This window comes from Enterobacter cloacae complex sp. 309I3, assembly GCF_050031595.1.
GTDB lineage: Bacteria > Pseudomonadota > Gammaproteobacteria > Enterobacterales > Enterobacteriaceae > Enterobacter > Enterobacter cloacae.
Genome location: NZ_JBLGWI010000001.1, coordinates 407,376 through 426,050 on the forward strand (window position 1 = coordinate 407,376; position 18,675 = coordinate 426,050).

Sequence of the window (18,675 nt, forward strand, 5' to 3'; positions counted from 1 at the left end):
ATGACAAAGAGATGGATGTTGATCACCGGCGGCAGCAGAGGAATCGGACAGGCTTTGGTGAGCCACCTTCTGCCCGAGTGGAACATTGTGTTTACCGGCCGCAATGAGGCCGGAATTGGCCGTACGCTGGCGCAGGCGCAAGGTCTGCGCACGGCAACCTGGGTAAAAGGTTACCGCTGCGATGGCCGCGATGAGGCGGATGTCCAACGGCTGGCGACGTCGCTACTTGATGAGTTTGGCGCACCAGCGGCCATTGTACACAACGCCGGAATGACCCGTGACGCACTGCATATTCATCAAACGGCACGCGACTGGCAGGATGTGCTAACGAACAACCTGGTTGCGCTCGTGAACTGGAACCGAACGCTTTTACCCGCCATGATGATGCAGGGAAGCGGAGCCGTGGTATTGATGTCGTCCGTAACGGCAATAAAGGGCAATAGCGGCCAAACGGCCTATGCAGCCAGTAAGGCCGCAATGATTGGCCTGACGCGTTCGCTGGCGCAGGAGATGGGACGCTTTGGCATTCGGGTTAACTGTCTGGCGCCGGGACTGATTGAAGGTGAAATGGTTGAGGCTATCCCTGAAGCCCGCCTGAAAGCCATGCGGCAGAGCATTCCCTTACGCCGTCTGGGGCAAACGCAGGACGTGGCGCACGCTGTTGCCTTTCTGGCCGGAGAAGGAAGCCGCTATCTCACCGGGCAAACGCTGGTGCTGGACGGAGGGCTGTCAGCCTGAGTTAAGGCAGCCGCGAGAAGGGCGACTTCCCGCGGCTCATGACAGGGTCAGTTGATTAATTCGCTGTACCAGAGCGCGTCGTTCTTTGACCGACTCATGGAATATCTGTAATAAAATCGCACTGTGTTGCTGCACGATACCCGCCAGCGCGGGGGCGATTTCCGCCGTTTCACCTACCCGGGCCTTAAATTCGGACGATAGCGTGACCCCCTGAAGTAACGAGGCCAGCCAAATGCTGGCTTTGATAATCGTCACTTCCGGCGGATAAGCGGATTTTGCATCTACGGATTTCTGAAGCTGACACCATCCTGCTATGTCTCTTATTGCCTCAATAGGATAGAGCTCATCCCAAACTGCTTTTCCCTCATCGGTCTGTGCCGGTGTGGCGCACAGGGCCAGGCTTGGGAGATTATGCAATAGCCCTCCGATTTCAATCTTTAAACACTGCACGGGAGGAATACCCATTTCTCTGGCAAGGTATCCCGATATTCGCCCGACCACCAGAGAGTGCTGAACCCCATGTTGACTGAATCCATCTATAATAAGCGCCAGCATACCGGCGATATCGCGAAAGTTGTGTAATGAGAGGGTGTCGTTATGAATGCGGGGGATTTCTTTAATATAATCGTCAAACTCTGTTGATTGAATTCTTAGCCAAAAATGATCCCTGCTTGCGACCCTTTGGAAGGCATGGATATAGTCAGGTTGAAACAGGTCGTTCTCACCGCTGACAATAATTTTTATAATTTCTTCTTGTGCGGTGATGACATCGCTGGCCCGGTAGTGAGAGATTAATACATCCAGACGATCGGCCAGATAAATGATATGGCTTTCTTTCGGGGTTTTAATGCCATTAACACACGCCCCCCGACCATTATTCCAGTGGGTATGATGATATCGCACAATGGCGTTCAGCGGATTCAGTAAAGGGACACTGGCCAGCAATTCCGCTCCCACAGCGGCGTGGTTATTGAGTTCATTATCGTAATAGCTCATAGGCTGGAGGCGAGACTCTTCATTCAGTCCTCCAATATCATGAAGCAGGGCCGCCAGCAGGGTTTTCCGACATTGCGCTGGCGTAAACTGCGACTCTCGTGCCAGGAGCCAGGCAATATACGCCGTTCTGACATGATGCAAGTTAAGCCGAGGGTTGATCATGTCTATTATTTTTGAGATGCAAGCCAGTGATTCTATTAAGTTTATATTCATGATATTGAAAATTTAACTTACGCTGTGCTTCGTTAAAGAAAACCACACAAATTATTTTCGTTTGCAACCATACTGCGGAAATGTGTGGTTACCAAAGAGTAATGTATTATTATTGAATTTATTGAGGTAAATTATTTTGTCGTCTGGACCTTTGCCAAATAATAAATTTATGGCGACAGTGTCATCAATATTATCTGTGCTGTCGCGCAGGGTGCGGACACTCGTGACTTGATATAAATGCGCGCTGGGGTTGAATTTTTTGAATTTTATCTTGAGCGTTCGCGAAATCAGTTTGTTTTTATTGTCATGAGAGAGTAACCCATCGATATTCATGAGGATATGATCGTTCGCCATGTTGATAAAAATCAGCCCTTCAGCATGGACACTTTTGCCGTTAATGTTTTGTACGACAGAAAATTGCGATTCGCAGGAGAAAACAGCGGGGCTGGTAAATGAATACATCCCCCCCGCCAGGAAGAGAGCGAGGCAGAGCAACAGGAAAAAGACGCGCTTAGACATTGTTTTTTTCTCTGTAATAAAAACTTTCGCAGTTACCGTTATCACACTCAACGAGTAGCAATTGTATAATGTTACCTAAGGTTCCATTTATCTGCTTCTTGTAAAGGTACAGTTCTTTTGGCTGCGAACAGTCGAATGGTTGTGTTGTAAAATGAAAGCTATTTTTTACATCCCATAGCGACAGTGCGGGGGATGTAAAAATGATGCATTGGTCATCAACTATTTTATGTACGTTATTCCCTGAATCGACGGTGTGAGGCCTTATTACTAAAAGGATTGACACAATACCTAGCGCGATTATTCGGGCTATCCTTTCAAACACCGAAGGAGGAGGGGGGTTGCGCGTGGCTTCTGAGGCTTTTTCTTCCAGGAACGGGGTTCGATACTCGCGGTCGTTATGGATGATGACATCATCTGCAATCTTAAAACCAATGCGGGGAACGGTAGTGATAATCTCTTTTTCCACGCCCAGGTCGTTCAGATTTCTGCGTAACGTTGAGATATATTGATTGAGGTTACTATTTGATGCTCTGGCGCCGTACTGATCAAACACGGAATGAAAAATTTCACTTCTGGACAGGATATCGCCGCGGTGATTGAGTAATTCTGCTAATAGACGCGTCGATGTCTGAGATAATTCAACGCAATCCCCGGTAAGCACATTAAGGAGAGATGCATCCTCCGTATCAAAAGTGATAAATCCCTCAATATCGTACCTCATATCCCTCTCCTCCCTAAGCCCTACTTTTCTCTCACATACCGACTGTTTTTGATAAAACAGTATGAAAGCCAGATAAAAACCCTGTTTTTACTTTCATTTGAAGCTAATGTTGCTGGTTGACTCAAGGGATTTCATACTGCTAACTCCTTCAAAACTCAGGAGTCGACAATGAAACTCTCACTGTGTTCATACAACCCGGAGGCTGTACATCCAGGCTACAACGCACCTCACGACAATCTGCAGATGTTAGCGGCGGAAATGGGAATAAGTGGTCTGGCGATGATCAGAGGCCCGGAACAAATGTTGATTCTCAATTTACTTAAAGATCATAGCACGCAGGGACTGTCCACGAGGGAGCTTGCCAATCTGTGCGGTATTTCAATTTATAAAGTTAGACACTTACTTCTTCCGCTGGAAAAATATGGCCAGGTTATACGGGATAAAATGCAAAAGCATCATCAGTGGTTTTTGTCAAAGGATGCGACATAATTATGTTTGCATTCTAACAAGGGGTATTTTTATTTGCAACAATGGCACGGAAGTCAAATAGATATATCTAAGACTTTTGAAAAATACTAATTATAATCTCGCAGGACGTTAAGAAAATTCCCAATAAATGTATTAACGTTCCTGTATTAATACTTATGAATTCATGTTTTTTGATTCAAAATAATATTGTTGTATTGCAGCTAAATGCCCTGCTTTACGTTCGAGTGAATCATGCACCGAGGGGCTATGGAGAGTAGATGAGGAAGCGTGAATAGTTTGACGTTGAAAGTCATCTGAGGGGAATGCCCCCGGTGTTTTGGCGCTGAAAAGCAAAAACCCAGCCATAGGCTGGGTTCTTTAAATAGTGGTGCCCGGACTCGGAATCGAACCAAGGACACGGGGATTTTCAATCCCCTGCTCTACCGACTGAGCTATCCGGGCAACGGAGCGCATTAAACCGCAATCCCGCCCGATCGTCAACACTATTTCTGGAAAAGCTGTTCAACTGCTTAAGTTTGCGGCAATGCGCTGACTTCTGAAGCAAACAGGTCAAATTACGCTTACGTCAACGCGCCGCCCATGCGGCACTGGGCAAAGCGCAGGATGTCCTCTGCCAGGCGGTGAGCGGTATCCACATCGGCCTGGCTACGGTTTACCAGCATACGGCTCAGGCAGCCTTCCAGCACCAGTTCCATCTGCTTTGCTACCATTGCCGGATCATCCACTTCAAGCGTTGTCAGCAGCTCGTGGGTGAAGTCGTGCGCCGCCCGTTTTTGCTGATCCGCCAGCTGATGGATCGGATGGCCTGGATCGGGGTAGTAGGTGCAGGCGGCGATAAACAGACAACCCGGATAGCGGTTGTTACTTACACATTCCGTCAGCGCGGTATAGCGTGCCAGCAGCTTCTGTTCGGCGGTCAGCTCTTCATTCAACATCAGCTGCCTGCGCCAGATATCAACCTGCTGGCTGAGGTAGCGCAGGGCATCATAAAGCAGCGCCTCTTTATCGGGCCAGAAGCGCGTAAGCTCATCCAGAGGGTAATCGATACGGTCGGCTACCATCTCAAGCGTGGTGCTGGCGATCCCTTGAATCTCAAGTAATTGCAGGGCTTGTCCCAGTACGTCTTCGCGTTGCACGGTTCTCTCCTCCGTTATTCCCAACGGTTGTCCCGTTTAAAGTGTTGTTTACGGTTGGCGATCGCGCAAATGCGCGCTGAAAGCCGCCGCGTCCATAAACCCGGTCACACGCTGCCCTGGCTGTTCTTCACCCTGTTGATTGAAGAACAGAATGGTCGGCAGCCCGAGCACGTTAAGTTGCTTCAGCAGGGCTTTATCCTGCGCATTGTTGGCGGTCACGTTTGCCTGAAGCAGAACGGTCCCGTTTAGCGCACCTTGCACCTGCGGGTCGCTAAAGGTGTACTTTTCAAACTCTTTGCAGGCAACGCACCAGTCTGCGTAGAGATCGAGCATCACCGGTTTGCCGCGCGCCTGCGCCAGAGCCTGGTTAAGATCATCCACGTTCTTAATCTGGATGAAATTCAGATGCGCCTGGTTCTGAGCCACTGGCGTGCCAAATGCCCAATCCTGAAGTGGACGCACGCTCACCAGCGCAGCGGCGAGCAGGACGATTTGTACCAGACGCATCCACGCGCTTTTTGCCCCCAGACTGACGATAAACGCCCAGGAGAAGAACGCTACGCCGAGCATCGCCCACAGGCGCATCCCCCAGACGTCACCGACAATACGCTCCAGCAGGAAGACCGGCAGCGCCAGAATGACAAAGCCAAACGCGGTTTTCACCGTCTCCATCCACGGCCCGCTCTTCGGCAGCAGGCGGTTGCCAAATACCGTGACCAGGATCAGCGGCAGACCCATCCCAAGCGCGTAAAGGTACAACGTACCGCCGCCAAGCCACATATTACCGCTCTGGGCGATATAGAGCAGAATCGCGCTAAGCGGAGCAGTGGTGCAGGGCGAACAAATCAGCCCGGCGATAGCTCCCATCGCAAACACGCCACCCGCTGACCCCCCCTGTTGGCGGTTGCTGAGCAGCGTTAAGCGGGTTTGCAGGTAAGACGGCAATTGCAGGGTGAACAGGCCAAACATCGACAATGCCAGCAGGATAAACACCACCGACAGGCCGATAAGGACATAAGGGTGCTGAAGAGCCGCCTGGAACTGTAAGCCTGCCGCCGCAACCACGAGGCCGAGTGCCGTATAGGTTAACGCCATTCCCTGCACGTAAATAAAGGCAAGCAGTAGCGCGCGGGCGGTGCTAAGACGCTGTTTTCCGCCCAGCACGATCCCGGAGATCAACGGGTACATCGGCAGTACGCATGGCGTGAAGGCGATGCCGATACCAATCAGCAAGGCCCAGAGCGCGGAGAAAGGGAGGTCTGACGCAGGCTCACCTTCACGCTTGACCTCTGCAGGAAGAGGAGCAACGTTGGCGGCAGACGCTTTAACTTCACTAAGCGGAACGACCCTGGTTTCTGGGGGATAGCAGAAGCCTGCATCGGCACAGCCCTGGTAAGTGACGGTGAGCGTAGCGCCTTTGTCTGCCTGTTGCACCGTTACGGGCACGCTTAAGTGCTGGCGATAAATCTCGCTTTTGCCGTAAAACTCATCCTCGTGCCATTCTCCCGCAGGCAGTTGCAGCGCGCCCACGCTTGCCTGAGCGGGTGTGATACTGACCTGCTTACGATACAGGTAATAGCCCTCTTTCACCTGCCAGGTGAGGTTGAGGTCATGCTGGTTTTGCTGGAAATCGAAAACAAATGCCTGCTCGGCAGGAATAAAGTTCGAACGGCCGGGCGCGTCAAACAACCCGGCAAAGACTGACGTGCTGCACAGCAGCAGGATCAGCGTAAGGAAACGTTGAGCCATGAGAGATAATCGTTATCACCGTGGAGCACTGGCAATACCAGCAGTTCCGGAGTTTGGTAAGGATGATGAGATTTGAGGCAGTCAAGAAGCGCCTGCTGGTTTGCCAGGTTGGTTTTGAGCAACATCTGGACTTCATACTCCTGCTCCAGTTTGCCTTCCCAGTAATAGAGGGAGGTCGCTCCGGGGAGGAGGGTTACACAGGCAGCCAGTTTTTCGGCCAATACTTTGGCGGCGAGATCCTGGGCGGAAGCTTCATCAGGGGCGGTACACAATACGACAACAGCATCAGGCGTGTTCACAAGTCGACCTCCTCATCACGAAAGTGGTCACTATATCACGCAAGGCGATTGGTCATTAATGAAACGGGCCGCAGAGCGGCCCGATTTTAACTATTTTTACAACCCGAAACGGTTTACAGCACGACGCCGCCGATGATAAAGCCGAGGATCACGCACAGCGTAATCGCGACCACACCCGGGATCAGGAACGCATGGTTAAACACATACTTACCGATGCGGGTTGAACCAGTGTCATCCATTTCAACCGCCGCCAGCAGGGTTGGATAAGTGGGCAGAACGAACAGGGCAGAAACGGCAGCAAACGAGGCAATGGCCGTCAGTGGCGTTACGCCCAGCATCAGAGCCGCAGGCATCAGCGCCTTGGTCGTGGCAGCCTGAGAATAAAGCAGGGTAGCGGCAAAGAACAGTACCACCGCCAGCAGCCATGGGTAGTTGTGCAGCAGGTCACCCGCAACGGTCTGGATATCGCTGATGTGCGCTTTTACGAAGGTATCACCGAGCCATGCCACACCCAGCACGCACACGCAGGCGCTCATACCGGATTTAAAGGTGCTGGCATTCAGCACTTCGCTGGTATCGATTTTACAGGTGATGCTGATCAGGGTTGCGATGGTCAGCATGAATACCACAATCGCTTCGTTACGCGGCAGAACCGGGTTCTGGATGAGGCCTACTGTGTCACTGATGGCCGTCGCGTAGAACATCACCGCCACGATACCGATCAGGAACAGCACCACGGAGCGTTTCGCATGCGGCTTCAGTTTGAAGACCTGGCTACCGCGCAAGCTCACTTCGCCCTTGGCCAGACGTTCCTGATAAACCGGATCGTCTTTCAGTTCAGCGCCGAGGAAGTTACACAGCACGGCGGTGATCATGACTGCAATCAACGTTACCGGAATGCAGATTGCCAGCAGCGTCAGATAGCTCACACCCATGGGTTCCAGGATACCGGCGAAGAACACCACTGCTGCGGAGATAGGCGAGGCGGTAATCGCAATCTGGGAGGCCACCACCGCAATAGAGAGCGGGCGAGATGGACGGATACCCTGTTCTTTCGCCACTTCGGTAATCACCGGCAGCGTGGAAAAGGCAGTGTGACCGGTACCGGCGAGAATGGTCATGAACCAGGTCACCAGCGGGGCAAGGAAGGTAATGTATTTAGGATGACGGCGCAGCATACGCTCCGCCAGACTCACCAGGTAGTCCATACCGCCAGCCACCTGCATGGCGGCGATAGCGGCAATAACTGCCATGATGATTTCGATAACGTCAAACGGGATTGCGCCGGGTTTAATCTGAAAGATAAGGGTAAGAACGAGCACCCCGAGACCGCCGGCAAAACCGATGCCGATACCCCCGAGTCTTGCTCCCAAATAAATCGCCAACAGGACGATGACGAGTTCTGCTCCAAACATAAGGACCTGCCTTGCTTATTAACAAGTTGATATTGAATTGTTGTATTTTGGTAACGCCTAAAAAGAAAAAAGGCACGTCACAAGTGACGTGCCTTTCGGAAGCTTAGCCTGAACGGTTACTGTTCGCTTTCATCGGTGTATCGTTTCGCTTTATATGCCGGGTGCATCAGGTTCTGGGCGGAGAAGATATCGTCCAGCTCGGCTTCGGTCAACAGTCCGCGCTCCAGGACGACTTCACGCACGCTCTTACCGGTTTCGGCGCAAATCTTACCGACGATGTCGCCGTTATGGTGGCCGATGAACGGGTTAAGGTAGGTGACGATCCCGATGGAGTTGTACACGTAACCTTCGCAGACTTCTTTATTCGCGGTAATGCCGTTGATGCATTTTTCCAGCAGGTTATAGCAGGCGTTAGTCAGGATGTGGATAGATTCGAACATCGCCTGGCCAATCACGGGCTCCATGACGTTCAGCTGCAGCTGACCGGCTTCAGAGGCCATGGTTACGGTCGTATCGTTACCAATAACCTTGAAGCAAACCTGGTTCACCACTTCTGGCACTACCGGGTTCACTTTCGCTGGCATGATGGACGAACCGGCCTGCAGTTCTGGCAGGTTGATTTCGTTCAGGCCAGCGCGTGGGCCGGAAGAGAGCAGGCGCAGGTCATTACAGATTTTGGACAGTTTCACCGCCAGACGTTTCAGGGCGCTGTGTACCATGACGTAGGCGCCGCAGTCGGAGGTGGCTTCAATCAGATCTTCTGCAGGTACGACCGGCAGGTTAGAGACTTCAGCCAGTTTCTGAACCGCCAGTTGCTGATAGCCGTCCGGCGTGTTCAGACGTGTACCGATGGCGGTGGCGCCCAGGTTCACTTCCAGCAGCAGCTCGGAGGTGCGCAGCAGGTTTTTGGTTTCTTCATTCAGCAGCACGTTAAACGCGTGGAATTCCTGACCGAGGGTCATTGGTACCGCGTCCTGCAGCTGGGTACGCCCCATTTTCAGAATGTCCTGGAACTCAACCGCTTTGCGCTGGAAACCGTCGCCCAGCTGGTTGATGGCGTCGACCAGTTTCACAACGGAGGCATAAACCGCGATGCGGAAGCCGGTTGGGTAGGCGTCGTTAGTGGACTGACATTTGTTGACGTGATCGTTCGGGTTAAGGTACTGGTATTCACCTTTCTGGTGGCCCATCAGCTCCAGGCCGATATTTGCCAGTACTTCGTTGGTGTTCATGTTGACGGAGGTGCCCGCGCCGCCCTGATAGACGTCAACCGGGAACTGGTCCATGCATTTGCCGTTGTTCAGCACTTCATCGCAGGCCGCGATAATCGCATTTGCCGCGCTTTTAGGAATGGTTTGCAGCTCTTTGTTTGCCAGCGCTGCCGCTTTCTTCACCATCACCATGCCACGGACAAACTCAGGAATGTCGCTGATTTTGCTGTTGCTGATGTAGAAGTTTTCAATCGCTCTCAGAGTGTGGACACCGTAGTAGGCATCCGCTGGAACTTCCCTGGTACCCAACAAGTCTTCTTCGATACGAATGTTGTTTAACATGTGAACCTTCTTTTCAAGCTGCCGATGGATTGTACTAAACACACAGTATTTATGTGGTTTTGAATATTTTCTGACCGACGATTATTCCCTCAATCGGCCAATTGCTCGAGATCATATGCTGATGATAGCGAATTGCCGTAAGCTGGATCACTTATTATCGACCCGATTCCATGATAATTATTAATCTGTGAAATGGGTCACCGCTTTAATATTTCCAAAAAAAATATCCGTGCAAACCGATTGAATTTTAGCTAACCGTCCTCATCTCTTACAGACGCGTGTCGCGAACACATTCAGACAGGGGCCAAAAGGCACCTGCCACACAGGAGACGCCAGTGCGCTGGATACCGTTTATTGCTTTCTTTCTCTATGTTTACATTGAGATTTCAATTTTTATCCAGGTCGCCCATGTGCTGGGCGTCCTGCTGACGCTGATTCTGGTGATTTTCACCTCCGTCATCGGCATGTCGCTGGTGCGTAATCAGGGTTTCAAAAATTTCCTGTTAATGCAGCAGAAGATGGCCGCAGGCGAGAGCCCGGCGGCCGAGATGATCAAAAGCGTATCGCTGATTATTGCCGGTCTGCTGCTGATCCTGCCGGGCTTCTTCACCGACTTCCTCGGTCTGCTGCTGCTGTTGCCGCCGGTGCAAAAACACCTGACCATGAAGCTGCTGCCGCATCTGCGCTTTAGCCGGATGCCGGGCGGCGGGTTCAGCACCGGCCCGGGTGATACGTTTGAAGGGGAATACCAGCGTAAGGATGACCAACACGACCGTTTGGATCATAAAGACGATCGGTAATGTCTTTGCCCGGTGACGCTTCGCTTACCGGGCGCGACTAAAGCGCCACCCACAGCCCTGCCAGCATGACGACGGCGTACATACTCTTCCATCCCACCATCATCAGCAACAGCAGGCAAAGCACTCCCCCGACAACGGCCAGTGCTTTATAGCGACCCTTCAACAGACGACAACCCGCCAGCATGCACAGCAGATAGATCATAATAAATATGCCGTTGGCATAGATGATTAGCGCATCCAGATTGATCTTAAGCGCGTAAATGCACAACGTGCTCACAACGCAACTTCCCAGCACGAGATTCAGCGCATTCAACGGCAGCTGACGCTTAGACAACTGCGCAAGACGGCTCTGCGGTTTATTGCGCGCCTGAGACCACACCAGCCGCGCAAAGCTCTGGATGTAAATATTGAGGCTGGCAAAACAGGCCAGATAGCCAATCACACAGGCCACCCACAGCGCTTTTACGCCGAACAGCTGCACCACGATACCCGGCAGCGAAGCGGCGGCTGCTTTATCTGCGCCAAAAGCGTCGAAGTGCAGCACCAGCACAGTACAGGCCCAGTAAACCGTGCCTGCGACCAACAGGCCAATCATCAGGGCTCGCGGAAAATCGCGCTCGGGATGCTTAAACTCCGACGCCAGATGGGCGAACGCTTCCAGACCGACAAAACACCAGAACATGACTGACAGGGCAGCGAAGAGCTGCGCATGATCGATATCGGTGATGGTCGGGAAGGGGATCTCCTCGACGCGAATATCTCCCGCCCACCAGATAGCGGCGATGAGCGCGACAATCAGCACCGCGACGATCGTCTGCAGGTTAGCGCTGGAACTGGCCCCGCGTGAGCCCACCCACCAGACGATAGCCAGCGTACCCAGCTCAGCCAGCAGCAGTGCTTCGTCATGCCAGCCGAAGAGCGCTTGCCCAAAGCCGGTTGCGATATGTAGCGCCGCAGGCAGACCAACCGGAATGACGGAAAGGAACAGCCAGCCGGTGACGCGCTCCAGTCGTGGGCCAAACGCCATGCCGACAAAGTGCGCCACGCCGCCCGCGCTGGGAAAATGCCTTCCCAGAATGGCGAACACGATCGCAACCGGGAACACCAGCACAATCAGCACCGGCCACGCCCACAGGCTGTTATTTCCGGCAACCAGCGCCGCCAGTGCGGGCACCGCAAACACTCCTGTTCCTAACAAGGAGGTTGAGAGCAGGCCGACCCCCTGCGCCAGCCCCAACTCCTGTTTGAGTCCACTCATTGACATCGTCCCGCCACCATTCAAAGAGAGCCGATGGTAACACTTTCGCAAATTTTTTTTTCGACTCCCCCTTGAAGGGGTAAAAAGCTATCCCCATCTCTCAGGGCACTAGCCGGAAAACCGTGTGCGGCCCGGCGTCATCCATAACTGATAATGACTTTCTCAAAGGAGAGCTATCAATGAGTATTCGTCCGTTACATGATCGTGTGATCGTCAAACGTAAAGAAGTTGAAACCAAGTCTGCTGGCGGCATCGTTCTGACGGGTTCTGCAGCAGCAAAATCAACGCGTGGCGAAATCATCGCTGTCGGTAAGGGCCGCATCCTGGAAAACGGAACTGTGCAGCCACTGGACGTTAAAGTTGGTGACATCGTCATTTTCAACGATGGCTACGGCGTGAAATCCGAGAAGATCGACAATGAAGAAGTGTTGATCATGTCCGAGAGCGACATTCTGGCAATTGTTGAAGCGTAATTAACGCACGAAACTGTACGAATTTGAGGAAATAAGAACATGGCAGCTAAAGACGTAAAATTCGGTAACGACGCTCGTGTAAAAATGCTCCGCGGCGTAAACGTACTGGCAGACGCAGTGAAAGTCACCCTGGGCCCGAAAGGCCGTAACGTAGTGCTGGATAAATCCTTCGGCGCGCCAACCATCACCAAAGATGGTGTTTCCGTTGCACGTGAAATCGAGCTGGAAGACAAGTTCGAAAACATGGGCGCGCAGATGGTGAAAGAAGTGGCCTCTAAAGCGAACGACGCTGCGGGCGACGGTACCACCACCGCGACCGTACTGGCGCAGGCAATCATCACTGAAGGTCTGAAAGCCGTTGCTGCGGGCATGAACCCAATGGATCTGAAACGTGGTATCGACAAAGCTGTCGCGTCCGCTGTTGAAGAACTGAAAGCGCTGTCTGTACCATGCTCTGACTCTAAAGCGATTGCTCAGGTAGGTACCATCTCCGCTAACTCCGACGAAACCGTAGGTAAACTGATCGCTGAAGCGATGGACAAAGTCGGTAAAGAAGGCGTGATCACCGTTGAAGACGGTACCGGTCTGGAAGACGAACTGGACGTGGTTGAAGGTATGCAGTTCGACCGCGGTTACCTGTCCCCATACTTCATCAACAAGCCAGAAACTGGCGCTGTTGAGCTGGAAAGCCCATTCATCCTGCTGGCTGATAAGAAAGTTTCCAACATCCGCGAAATGCTGCCAGTGCTGGAAGCCGTTGCGAAAGCAGGCAAGCCACTGGTTATCATCGCTGAAGACGTTGAAGGCGAAGCGCTGGCGACCCTGGTGGTTAACACCATGCGTGGCATCGTGAAAGTGGCTGCGGTTAAAGCACCTGGCTTCGGCGACCGTCGTAAAGCTATGCTGCAGGACATCGCTACCCTGACCGGTGGTACCGTAATCTCTGAAGAGATCGGTATGGAGCTGGAAAAAGCGACCCTGGAAGACCTGGGCCAGGCGAAACGTGTTGTGATCAACAAAGACACCACCACCATCATCGATGGCGTAGGTGAAGAGTCCGCTATTCAGGGCCGTGTTGCTCAGATCCGTAAGCAAATTGAAGAAGCAACGTCTGATTACGACCGTGAAAAACTGCAGGAGCGCGTAGCGAAACTGGCAGGCGGCGTTGCGGTAATCAAAGTCGGTGCGGCTACCGAAGTTGAAATGAAAGAGAAAAAAGCACGCGTTGACGATGCCCTGCACGCGACCCGTGCTGCGGTAGAAGAAGGCGTGGTTGCTGGTGGTGGTGTTGCGCTGGTGCGTGTTGCCGCCAAACTGGCTGGCCTGTCCGGTCAGAACGAAGACCAGAACGTGGGTATCAAAGTTGCGCTGCGCGCGATGGAAGCGCCTCTGCGTCAGATCGTTTCCAACGCCGGTGAAGAGCCATCTGTTGTTACCAACAACGTGAAAGCGGGCGAAGGTAACTACGGTTACAACGCGGCAACTGAAGAATACGGCAACATGATCGACTTCGGTATCCTGGATCCAACTAAAGTGACCCGTTCTGCTCTGCAGTATGCGGCATCTGTAGCTGGCCTGATGATCACTACCGAGTGCATGGTGACCGACCTGCCTAAAGGCGACGCACCTGACTTAGGTGCTGCTGGTGGTATGGGCGGCATGGGTGGTATGGGCGGCATGATGTAATTGCCCCCTTCGCCCGGCAGCCATCAGGCGTTGGGCGTATCTACCTCTTAATAAAAAACCCCGGGCATCGCTGTCCGGGGTTTTTTGTTTTAGAACAGCAGTTGCATGACCCACATAGAGAGCAGAGCGTTAATTACGCAGACGCCAATAATATGCGGATAGTATTTAGGGTTTACCCCTGCCGTACCGAGACAGCGGCCGGTATTTTGCACCGGATTACCCATCAGATAGATAGCCGGAAGCAGTACGGTGGCGTCATGCCCGCTGAGCGACCCTGCCACCACCAGGCTTGCGCAGACGCCCACGCCACCGCCCATGCTCATCACCGACGCCAGCAACACGGTGGCGGCTTCTCCGGGCAGCCCCCACAGCGCCATAATCGGCTCGCAAACGCAGCCAACGATATCCAGCAATCCTGTTACCTTCAGCGCCTGGATGATCACAAAGGCCATTACGACGTTTGGCAGCAGGCTGGTGGTGGCGATGGTAAAGCCACGGCGAGCGCCGTCGATAAAGAGATCCATCAGGTTTTTACGCACTTCGGCGGTCATCTTCTCTCTCCTTGATCTGACGGGTTTCCATGTGCGCAATCCATGCTCTAAGAAAATTGGCACCTATAAATTTAAAGACAAGAATCACTGCCAGCGGGGTGATAACCGGCACGGTGATGCTGGTGAACAGCGCCGCGCCGGACGAGAAGTAATTGGTGATAATTGCGCTACCGCTGGTCTGAAAGGTGGCGAAAATCGCTCGTTCCCTGTCGCTGATAACGCCTTCATCGGCGAGCTCTTTGGTCATACCTGCAGCCGCATCGGTGTTTTGCAAATTGGCGATAAGCGCCAGAGAACAAATGCCTGGAATGCCCAGCAACGGTTTCAAAACGGGCGTCATCAATTGCTGTGCCGCCCGCAGCCCGCCCAGCCCTTCGGTCACTGAAATGATGCCCAGCGACAAAATAACAGACGGTGCAAGTTCCAGCGCAAACAGAAAGCCATCTTTTGCGCCGGTACCGCCTGTGCCGCGAAAAGAGACGCTTGCGGCGCCTTCGCCGTTAACCTGACCAAATGTGCCGTTCAGCACGGTGAAATCAAAGACTCGCCACCATTCGGTGGCTTTGGCGAAAAAGCCAGAAAAGAAAATGATGGTTAGAAAGAAAGCGAGATACCCTACCCACGTCACTTTCCCCTGATTCGGGGATACTTCACTCATGTTGCCTCCTGTTTTTATGTTTCCCTGTCACCACACGCGCAAAAAATAAGCCGGTGGCCTGTCACTAAAAACGAAAAAGCACAAAAAAACGATATCCGTGGGGTGATTATCAGAATTCATTTAGGGGAGGCGAAGGCACCATTCGTGCTTGATATCTCGCAGAAACGCACGGAGGTTTTTCTTTTGGTCATCTTTTTAGTATAAGGTTTACACACGGACAACTACTGTCCAGCTTATTGAAAACGAGGAATAACATGCGCGTAAAAGTCTGTGCAGGGATTGTAGGAGCAGCATTGCTGCTGGCGGGTTGTAGCTCCAGCAATGAGCTGACTGCAGCGGGTCAGGGCGTTCGCTTTGTGGAAGATAAGCCGGGTAACGAGTGCCAGTTTTTAGGCACGGCAACCGGTGAGCAAAGCAACTGGATGTCGGGTCAGCACGGCGAAGAGGGTGGCTCTATGCGTGGCGCGGCCAATGCCTTGCGTAACCAGGCCGCGGCGATGGGTGGCAACGTGATTTACGGGGTAAGCAGCCCGACGCAGGGAATGTTATCCAGCTTCGTGCCAACCGCCAGCCAGATGAATGGCCAGGTCTATAAGTGCCCGAACTGATTGCCTTTTTCCCTCTCCCACCGGGAGAGGGTTAGGCTGAGGGGAAACTAGCTCTGTCTTAGTTGCAAATCCAGCGGCGTCTTGCTCGGTTCACCGCCAATCTCACGCGCCAGCTTCGGCACCATATAGCCTGACACCAGCGTTAACAGTTCACGCACGATCTGCCGGGCTTCTTCATCCGTCACCATGAAATGGGCCGCACCCTGAACGCGATCCAGCACGTGCAGGTAATAGGGCATCACTCCCGCATCAAACAGCGCATTGCTGAGGTCCGCCAGCACGCGGGCATTATCATTTACGCCGCGCAGCAGCACGCTCTGGTTCAGAAGCGTCACGCCTGCCTTGCGTAAACGCACCATTGCCGCACGAAATGCATCATCAATTTCATTGGCGTGATTGATATGGTTCACCAGCAGCACCTGCAGGCGGGACTGCTCAAGGCGTGAGACCAGTCCGTCAGTGATACGTGCCGGAATAACAATCGGCAGACGGCTGTGTATGCGCAGGCGCTTAATATGCGGAATGGCTTCAAGCTGGGTCAGCAGCCAGTCCAGCTCATGATCTTTCGCCATCAGCGGATCGCCACCGGAAAAAATGATCTCATCCAGCTCAGAATGGGCGGCGATATAGTCCAGCGCAACCTGCCAGTTGCGTTTATTGCCCTGATTTTCGGCATACGGGAAGTGTCGACGGAAGCAATAACGGCAATTTACCGCACAGCCACCTTTCACCAGCAGCAGCGCACGGTTCAGATACTTGTGCAGCAAACCGGGTACCACGCTGTTCTGCTCTTCCAGCGGATCGGTGCTATAGCCCGGTGCCGTAATGAACTCTTCCTGTGCGGTAAGCGTCTGTTTTAATAATGGATCGCCAGGATTGCCTTTCTCCATACGGGCAACAAACGCGCGGGGAACGCGCAGGGCAAAAAGCCGCTTCGCCTCCCGGCCGGCCAGCAAATCGGTATGCTGTTCAAGCTCAAGAAGACGCAGTAATTCATCAGGACTGGTGATTACATCGGCAAGTTGCGATAACCAATCTTCTCTGGACGGGGTGTTTAGGGTTACAATATGCGCCATTTTGTGGCTAAGCTACCAGTTAACAAATTTAGAGGGCCTTATGGCAACGTACTATAGCAACGATTTTCGTGCTGGTCTTAAAATCATGTTGGACGGCGAACCGTATGCGGTTGAAGCCAGCGAATTCGTTAAACCAGGTAAAGGCCAGGCATTTGCACGCGTTAAGCTGCGCCGCCTGCTGACCGGTACCCGTGTCGAAAAAACCTTCAAGTCTACTGACTCCGCTGAAGGCGCTGATGTTGTCGATATGAACCTGACTTACCTGTACAACGACGGTGAGTTCTGGCACTTCATGAACAACGAAACGTTCGAACAGCTGTCTGCTGACGCTAAAGCCATTGGCGATAGCGACAAATGGCTGCTGGATCAGGCTGAGTGCATCGTGACCCTGTGGAACGGCCAGCCTATCGCGGTTACCCCACCGAACTTCGTTGAACTGGAAATCGTTGAAACTGACCCAGGTCTGAAAGGTGACACCGCCGGTACAGGTGGTAAGCCAGCGAAACTGTCTACCGGTGCCGTGGTTAAAGTGCCACTGTTCGTACAGACTGGCGAAGTTATCAAAGTGGATACCCGCTCCGGCGAATACGTATCTCGCGTGAAGTAAGTGTTAAGGCGCAGCGTTGCTGCGCCTGATTTTTGCAGGCAGGGATGATGAAACGCACCGTTAAAATTCTGCTTCTGTTAGCGCTGTCCAGCGCGTTGCTTTCCGGCTGTAATACCACACGTGGAATGGGGGAGGATATCCAGGATCTCGGCCATATCATTTCTCACGCCGCCAGCTAATCCCGTCTAATTTTCCTAAAAATGCTTCCTTTTCCGTCAACTGGCGGGATCTTGTCTATTCTTAAGTTGCTATACACAAAACAACTCTGGCTATAAAAGGAAGATATTATGGTTAAGAAGACAATTGCAGCGATCTTTTCAGTTCTGGTACTTTCTTCAGTGTTAACGGCCTGTAATACCACGCGCGGCGTTGGTCAGGACATTTCTGAAGGCGGTAGTGCAATCTCCGGCGCGGCAACAAAAGCTCAGCAGTAATTTAAAAACGGTACGGGCCCGGACGGGTTTCGTACCGTCAGTTTTCTGATTCCTGCAGAGATAAAAACGGGGAAAAGCGCGTATCCATATGCAATTTCATGCGGATATTTCGCTTATAGGTATAGACCGTTTTTCCATTGATACTCAGGTGAGTGGCAATCTTCTGATTGCTTGCGCCATCCATCCACAGCGTCAACACCTTCTCCTCCTGGCGAGTTAACAGGGGGGCTGCGACCGCAGGGATCTCAACGCTTGCGCGAGTCGTCAGGGCGTCGTTGATGACCGTCGCCAGCGTCTCCAGTCCGGCATTTTTGGTAAGCGAAGCCCATATCGGAAATTGGGACAGAAAGCCTGCCATCTCTTTATCTTCCCCCGACTGCAGCAAAATGAAAGGCACTTTTTCACTGGCGTTCAGCAGGGAAGAAAGCTGCTGGAAATGGTGAATGTCCTGCATAAAGCCGTGCAGATCGGCGATAACCACCGATGGATCCCACTGCAGAATATGCTCTCTGGCGAGGATGAGATTATTCAGCCCGGTCACGACGAAGTGCCCGGGAAACAAACCGGAATGATTGAGCCATGCTTCAAACCCCGCGCGGGTGAAGTGACATCGGTCAATCAAAAGAATTTTGAACATAATAGATTCGCAGTCGGCTAGTGGTTTGGCTTCCTGCCATCAGAAAGCACATCATGATA

The 18,675-nt window shown here is 52.6% G+C and carries 22 protein-coding genes and 1 tRNA gene; 9 read left to right on the plus strand and 14 right to left on the minus strand.

Features of this window, described 5'->3' with window-relative positions:
• The gene (locus tag ACQG22_RS01905; RefSeq protein WP_028028078.1) at positions 1 to 738 is read left to right on the plus strand and encodes an SDR family oxidoreductase; all 738 of its coding nucleotides are present in this window, start codon (positions 1 to 3) and stop codon (positions 736 to 738) included.
• A gap of 36 nt (positions 739 to 774) precedes the next feature.
• Here the strand turns inward: ACQG22_RS01905 and ACQG22_RS01910 are convergent, their stop codons facing one another.
• From ACQG22_RS01910 to ACQG22_RS01920, 3 genes are read right to left on the minus strand one after another with little or no spacing between them, the layout of a single operon-like run.
• On the minus strand, positions 775 to 1,947 hold the full coding sequence (locus tag ACQG22_RS01910; RefSeq protein WP_369706800.1) for an HD domain-containing protein: 1,173 nt from the start codon (positions 1,945 to 1,947) through the stop codon (positions 775 to 777).
• 51 nt (positions 1,948 to 1,998) lie between these two features.
• Positions 1,999 to 2,466, minus strand: a complete 468-nt coding sequence (locus ACQG22_RS01915) for a hypothetical protein (RefSeq protein ID WP_369706799.1) — start codon at positions 2,464 to 2,466, stop codon at positions 1,999 to 2,001.
• Entirely contained in the window at positions 2,459 to 3,187 is a 729-nt protein-coding gene (locus ACQG22_RS01920) for a winged helix-turn-helix domain-containing protein (protein WP_014830350.1), read from the minus strand. Before ACQG22_RS01920 ends, ACQG22_RS01915 begins: the two co-directional genes overlap by 8 nt.
• Positions 3,188 to 3,355: 168 nt before the next feature.
• Here ACQG22_RS01920 and ACQG22_RS01925 point away from each other — a divergent pair, with 168 nt between their 5' ends.
• Positions 3,356 to 3,676 carry a FaeA/PapI family transcriptional regulator gene (locus ACQG22_RS01925; protein WP_014830351.1) on the plus strand — a complete coding sequence of 107 codons (321 nt, stop codon included), beginning with the start codon at positions 3,356 to 3,358 and terminating at the stop codon, positions 3,674 to 3,676.
• Positions 3,677 to 4,041: 365 nt separating this feature from the next.
• On the opposite strand, the gene ACQG22_RS01930 is transcribed toward ACQG22_RS01925, so the two are convergent.
• The 6 genes from ACQG22_RS01930 to aspA all read right to left on the minus strand — a co-directional run bounded on the left by ACQG22_RS01930 (position 4,042) and on the right by aspA (position 9,828).
• Positions 4,042 to 4,117, minus strand: a tRNA-Phe gene (locus tag ACQG22_RS01930).
• A 119-nt stretch (positions 4,118 to 4,236) separates the two neighbouring features.
• Positions 4,237 to 4,812, minus strand: a complete 576-nt coding sequence (locus ACQG22_RS01935) for a transcriptional regulator (protein WP_013095254.1) — start codon at positions 4,810 to 4,812, stop codon at positions 4,237 to 4,239.
• A 48-nt stretch (positions 4,813 to 4,860) separates the two neighbouring features.
• Positions 4,861 to 6,561, minus strand: coding sequence for a protein-disulfide reductase DsbD (locus tag ACQG22_RS01940; RefSeq protein WP_369706798.1), 1,701 nt, complete (start codon positions 6,559 to 6,561; stop codon positions 4,861 to 4,863).
• Positions 6,537 to 6,860 carry a divalent cation tolerance protein CutA gene (cutA, locus tag ACQG22_RS01945; RefSeq protein ID WP_038985610.1) on the minus strand — a complete coding sequence of 108 codons (324 nt, stop codon included), beginning with the start codon at positions 6,858 to 6,860 and terminating at the stop codon, positions 6,537 to 6,539. The genes ACQG22_RS01940 and cutA overlap by 25 nt, the downstream gene beginning before the upstream one ends.
• 113 nt (positions 6,861 to 6,973) lie before the next feature.
• Positions 6,974 to 8,275: an anaerobic C4-dicarboxylate transporter gene (locus ACQG22_RS01950; protein WP_013095257.1), complete on the minus strand. Its 1,302-nt coding sequence runs from the start codon at positions 8,273 to 8,275 to the stop codon at positions 6,974 to 6,976.
• A 116-nt stretch (positions 8,276 to 8,391) separates the two neighbouring features.
• A complete protein-coding gene (aspA, locus tag ACQG22_RS01955; RefSeq protein ID WP_003855923.1) occupies positions 8,392 to 9,828 on the minus strand; it encodes an aspartate ammonia-lyase in 1,437 nt (478 codons plus the stop codon).
• A gap of 335 nt (positions 9,829 to 10,163) precedes the next feature.
• Here aspA and ACQG22_RS01960 point away from each other — a divergent pair, with 335 nt between their 5' ends.
• Positions 10,164 to 10,628 carry an FxsA family protein gene (locus ACQG22_RS01960; RefSeq protein WP_013095258.1) on the plus strand — a complete coding sequence of 155 codons (465 nt, stop codon included), beginning with the start codon at positions 10,164 to 10,166 and terminating at the stop codon, positions 10,626 to 10,628.
• Positions 10,629 to 10,665: 37 nt separating this feature from the next.
• Here ACQG22_RS01960 and yjeH read toward each other — a convergent pair whose 3' ends face one another.
• Positions 10,666 to 11,886: an L-methionine/branched-chain amino acid transporter gene (gene yjeH, locus ACQG22_RS01965; RefSeq protein WP_248031821.1), complete on the minus strand. Its 1,221-nt coding sequence runs from the start codon at positions 11,884 to 11,886 to the stop codon at positions 10,666 to 10,668.
• 179 nt (positions 11,887 to 12,065) lie between these two features.
• Here yjeH and ACQG22_RS01970 point away from each other — a divergent pair, with 179 nt between their 5' ends.
• Both ACQG22_RS01970 and groL read left to right on the plus strand, forming a co-directional pair.
• Entirely contained in the window at positions 12,066 to 12,359 is a 294-nt protein-coding gene (locus ACQG22_RS01970; protein ID WP_003855929.1) for a co-chaperone GroES, read from the plus strand.
• 39 nt (positions 12,360 to 12,398) lie between these two features.
• On the plus strand, positions 12,399 to 14,045 hold the full coding sequence (gene groL / locus ACQG22_RS01975; protein WP_013095260.1) for a chaperonin GroEL: 1,647 nt from the start codon (positions 12,399 to 12,401) through the stop codon (positions 14,043 to 14,045).
• A gap of 89 nt (positions 14,046 to 14,134) precedes the next feature.
• Here the strand turns inward: groL and ACQG22_RS01980 are convergent, their stop codons facing one another.
• Both ACQG22_RS01980 and ACQG22_RS01985 read right to left on the minus strand, forming a co-directional pair.
• Positions 14,135 to 14,596 carry a YjiG family protein gene (locus ACQG22_RS01980; protein WP_369706797.1) on the minus strand — a complete coding sequence of 154 codons (462 nt, stop codon included), beginning with the start codon at positions 14,594 to 14,596 and terminating at the stop codon, positions 14,135 to 14,137.
• The gene (locus tag ACQG22_RS01985; protein WP_013095262.1) at positions 14,577 to 15,254 is read right to left on the minus strand and encodes a nucleoside recognition domain-containing protein; all 678 of its coding nucleotides are present in this window, start codon (positions 15,252 to 15,254) and stop codon (positions 14,577 to 14,579) included. Before ACQG22_RS01985 ends, ACQG22_RS01980 begins: the two co-directional genes overlap by 20 nt.
• 254 nt (positions 15,255 to 15,508) lie before the next feature.
• Between ACQG22_RS01985 and ACQG22_RS01990 the strand changes: the two genes are divergently transcribed.
• Positions 15,509 to 15,862 carry a DUF4156 domain-containing protein gene (locus tag ACQG22_RS01990; protein ID WP_013095263.1) on the plus strand — a complete coding sequence of 118 codons (354 nt, stop codon included), beginning with the start codon at positions 15,509 to 15,511 and terminating at the stop codon, positions 15,860 to 15,862.
• A 47-nt stretch (positions 15,863 to 15,909) separates the two neighbouring features.
• On the opposite strand, the gene epmB is transcribed toward ACQG22_RS01990, so the two are convergent.
• Positions 15,910 to 16,938, minus strand: coding sequence for an EF-P beta-lysylation protein EpmB (gene epmB, locus ACQG22_RS01995; RefSeq protein WP_369706796.1), 1,029 nt, complete (start codon positions 16,936 to 16,938; stop codon positions 15,910 to 15,912).
• A 40-nt stretch (positions 16,939 to 16,978) separates the two neighbouring features.
• On the opposite strand from epmB, the gene efp reads away from it, so the two are divergent.
• The 3 genes from efp to ecnB all read left to right on the plus strand — a co-directional run bounded on the left by efp (position 16,979) and on the right by ecnB (position 17,979).
• A complete protein-coding gene (efp, locus tag ACQG22_RS02000) occupies positions 16,979 to 17,545 on the plus strand; it encodes an elongation factor P (RefSeq protein ID WP_014830362.1) in 567 nt (188 codons plus the stop codon).
• Between the two features lie 47 nt (positions 17,546 to 17,592).
• Entirely contained in the window at positions 17,593 to 17,724 is a 132-nt protein-coding gene (locus ACQG22_RS02005) for an entericidin A/B family lipoprotein (RefSeq protein ID WP_013095266.1), read from the plus strand.
• 108 nt (positions 17,725 to 17,832) lie between these two features.
• A complete protein-coding gene (ecnB, locus tag ACQG22_RS02010) occupies positions 17,833 to 17,979 on the plus strand; it encodes a lipoprotein toxin entericidin B (protein WP_003025482.1) in 147 nt (48 codons plus the stop codon).
• Positions 17,980 to 18,016: 37 nt separating this feature from the next.
• Here ecnB and ACQG22_RS02015 read toward each other — a convergent pair whose 3' ends face one another.
• Positions 18,017 to 18,616, minus strand: a complete 600-nt coding sequence (locus ACQG22_RS02015) for a response regulator transcription factor (RefSeq protein ID WP_045295574.1) — start codon at positions 18,614 to 18,616, stop codon at positions 18,017 to 18,019.
• Positions 18,617 to 18,675 lie beyond the last annotated feature (59 nt).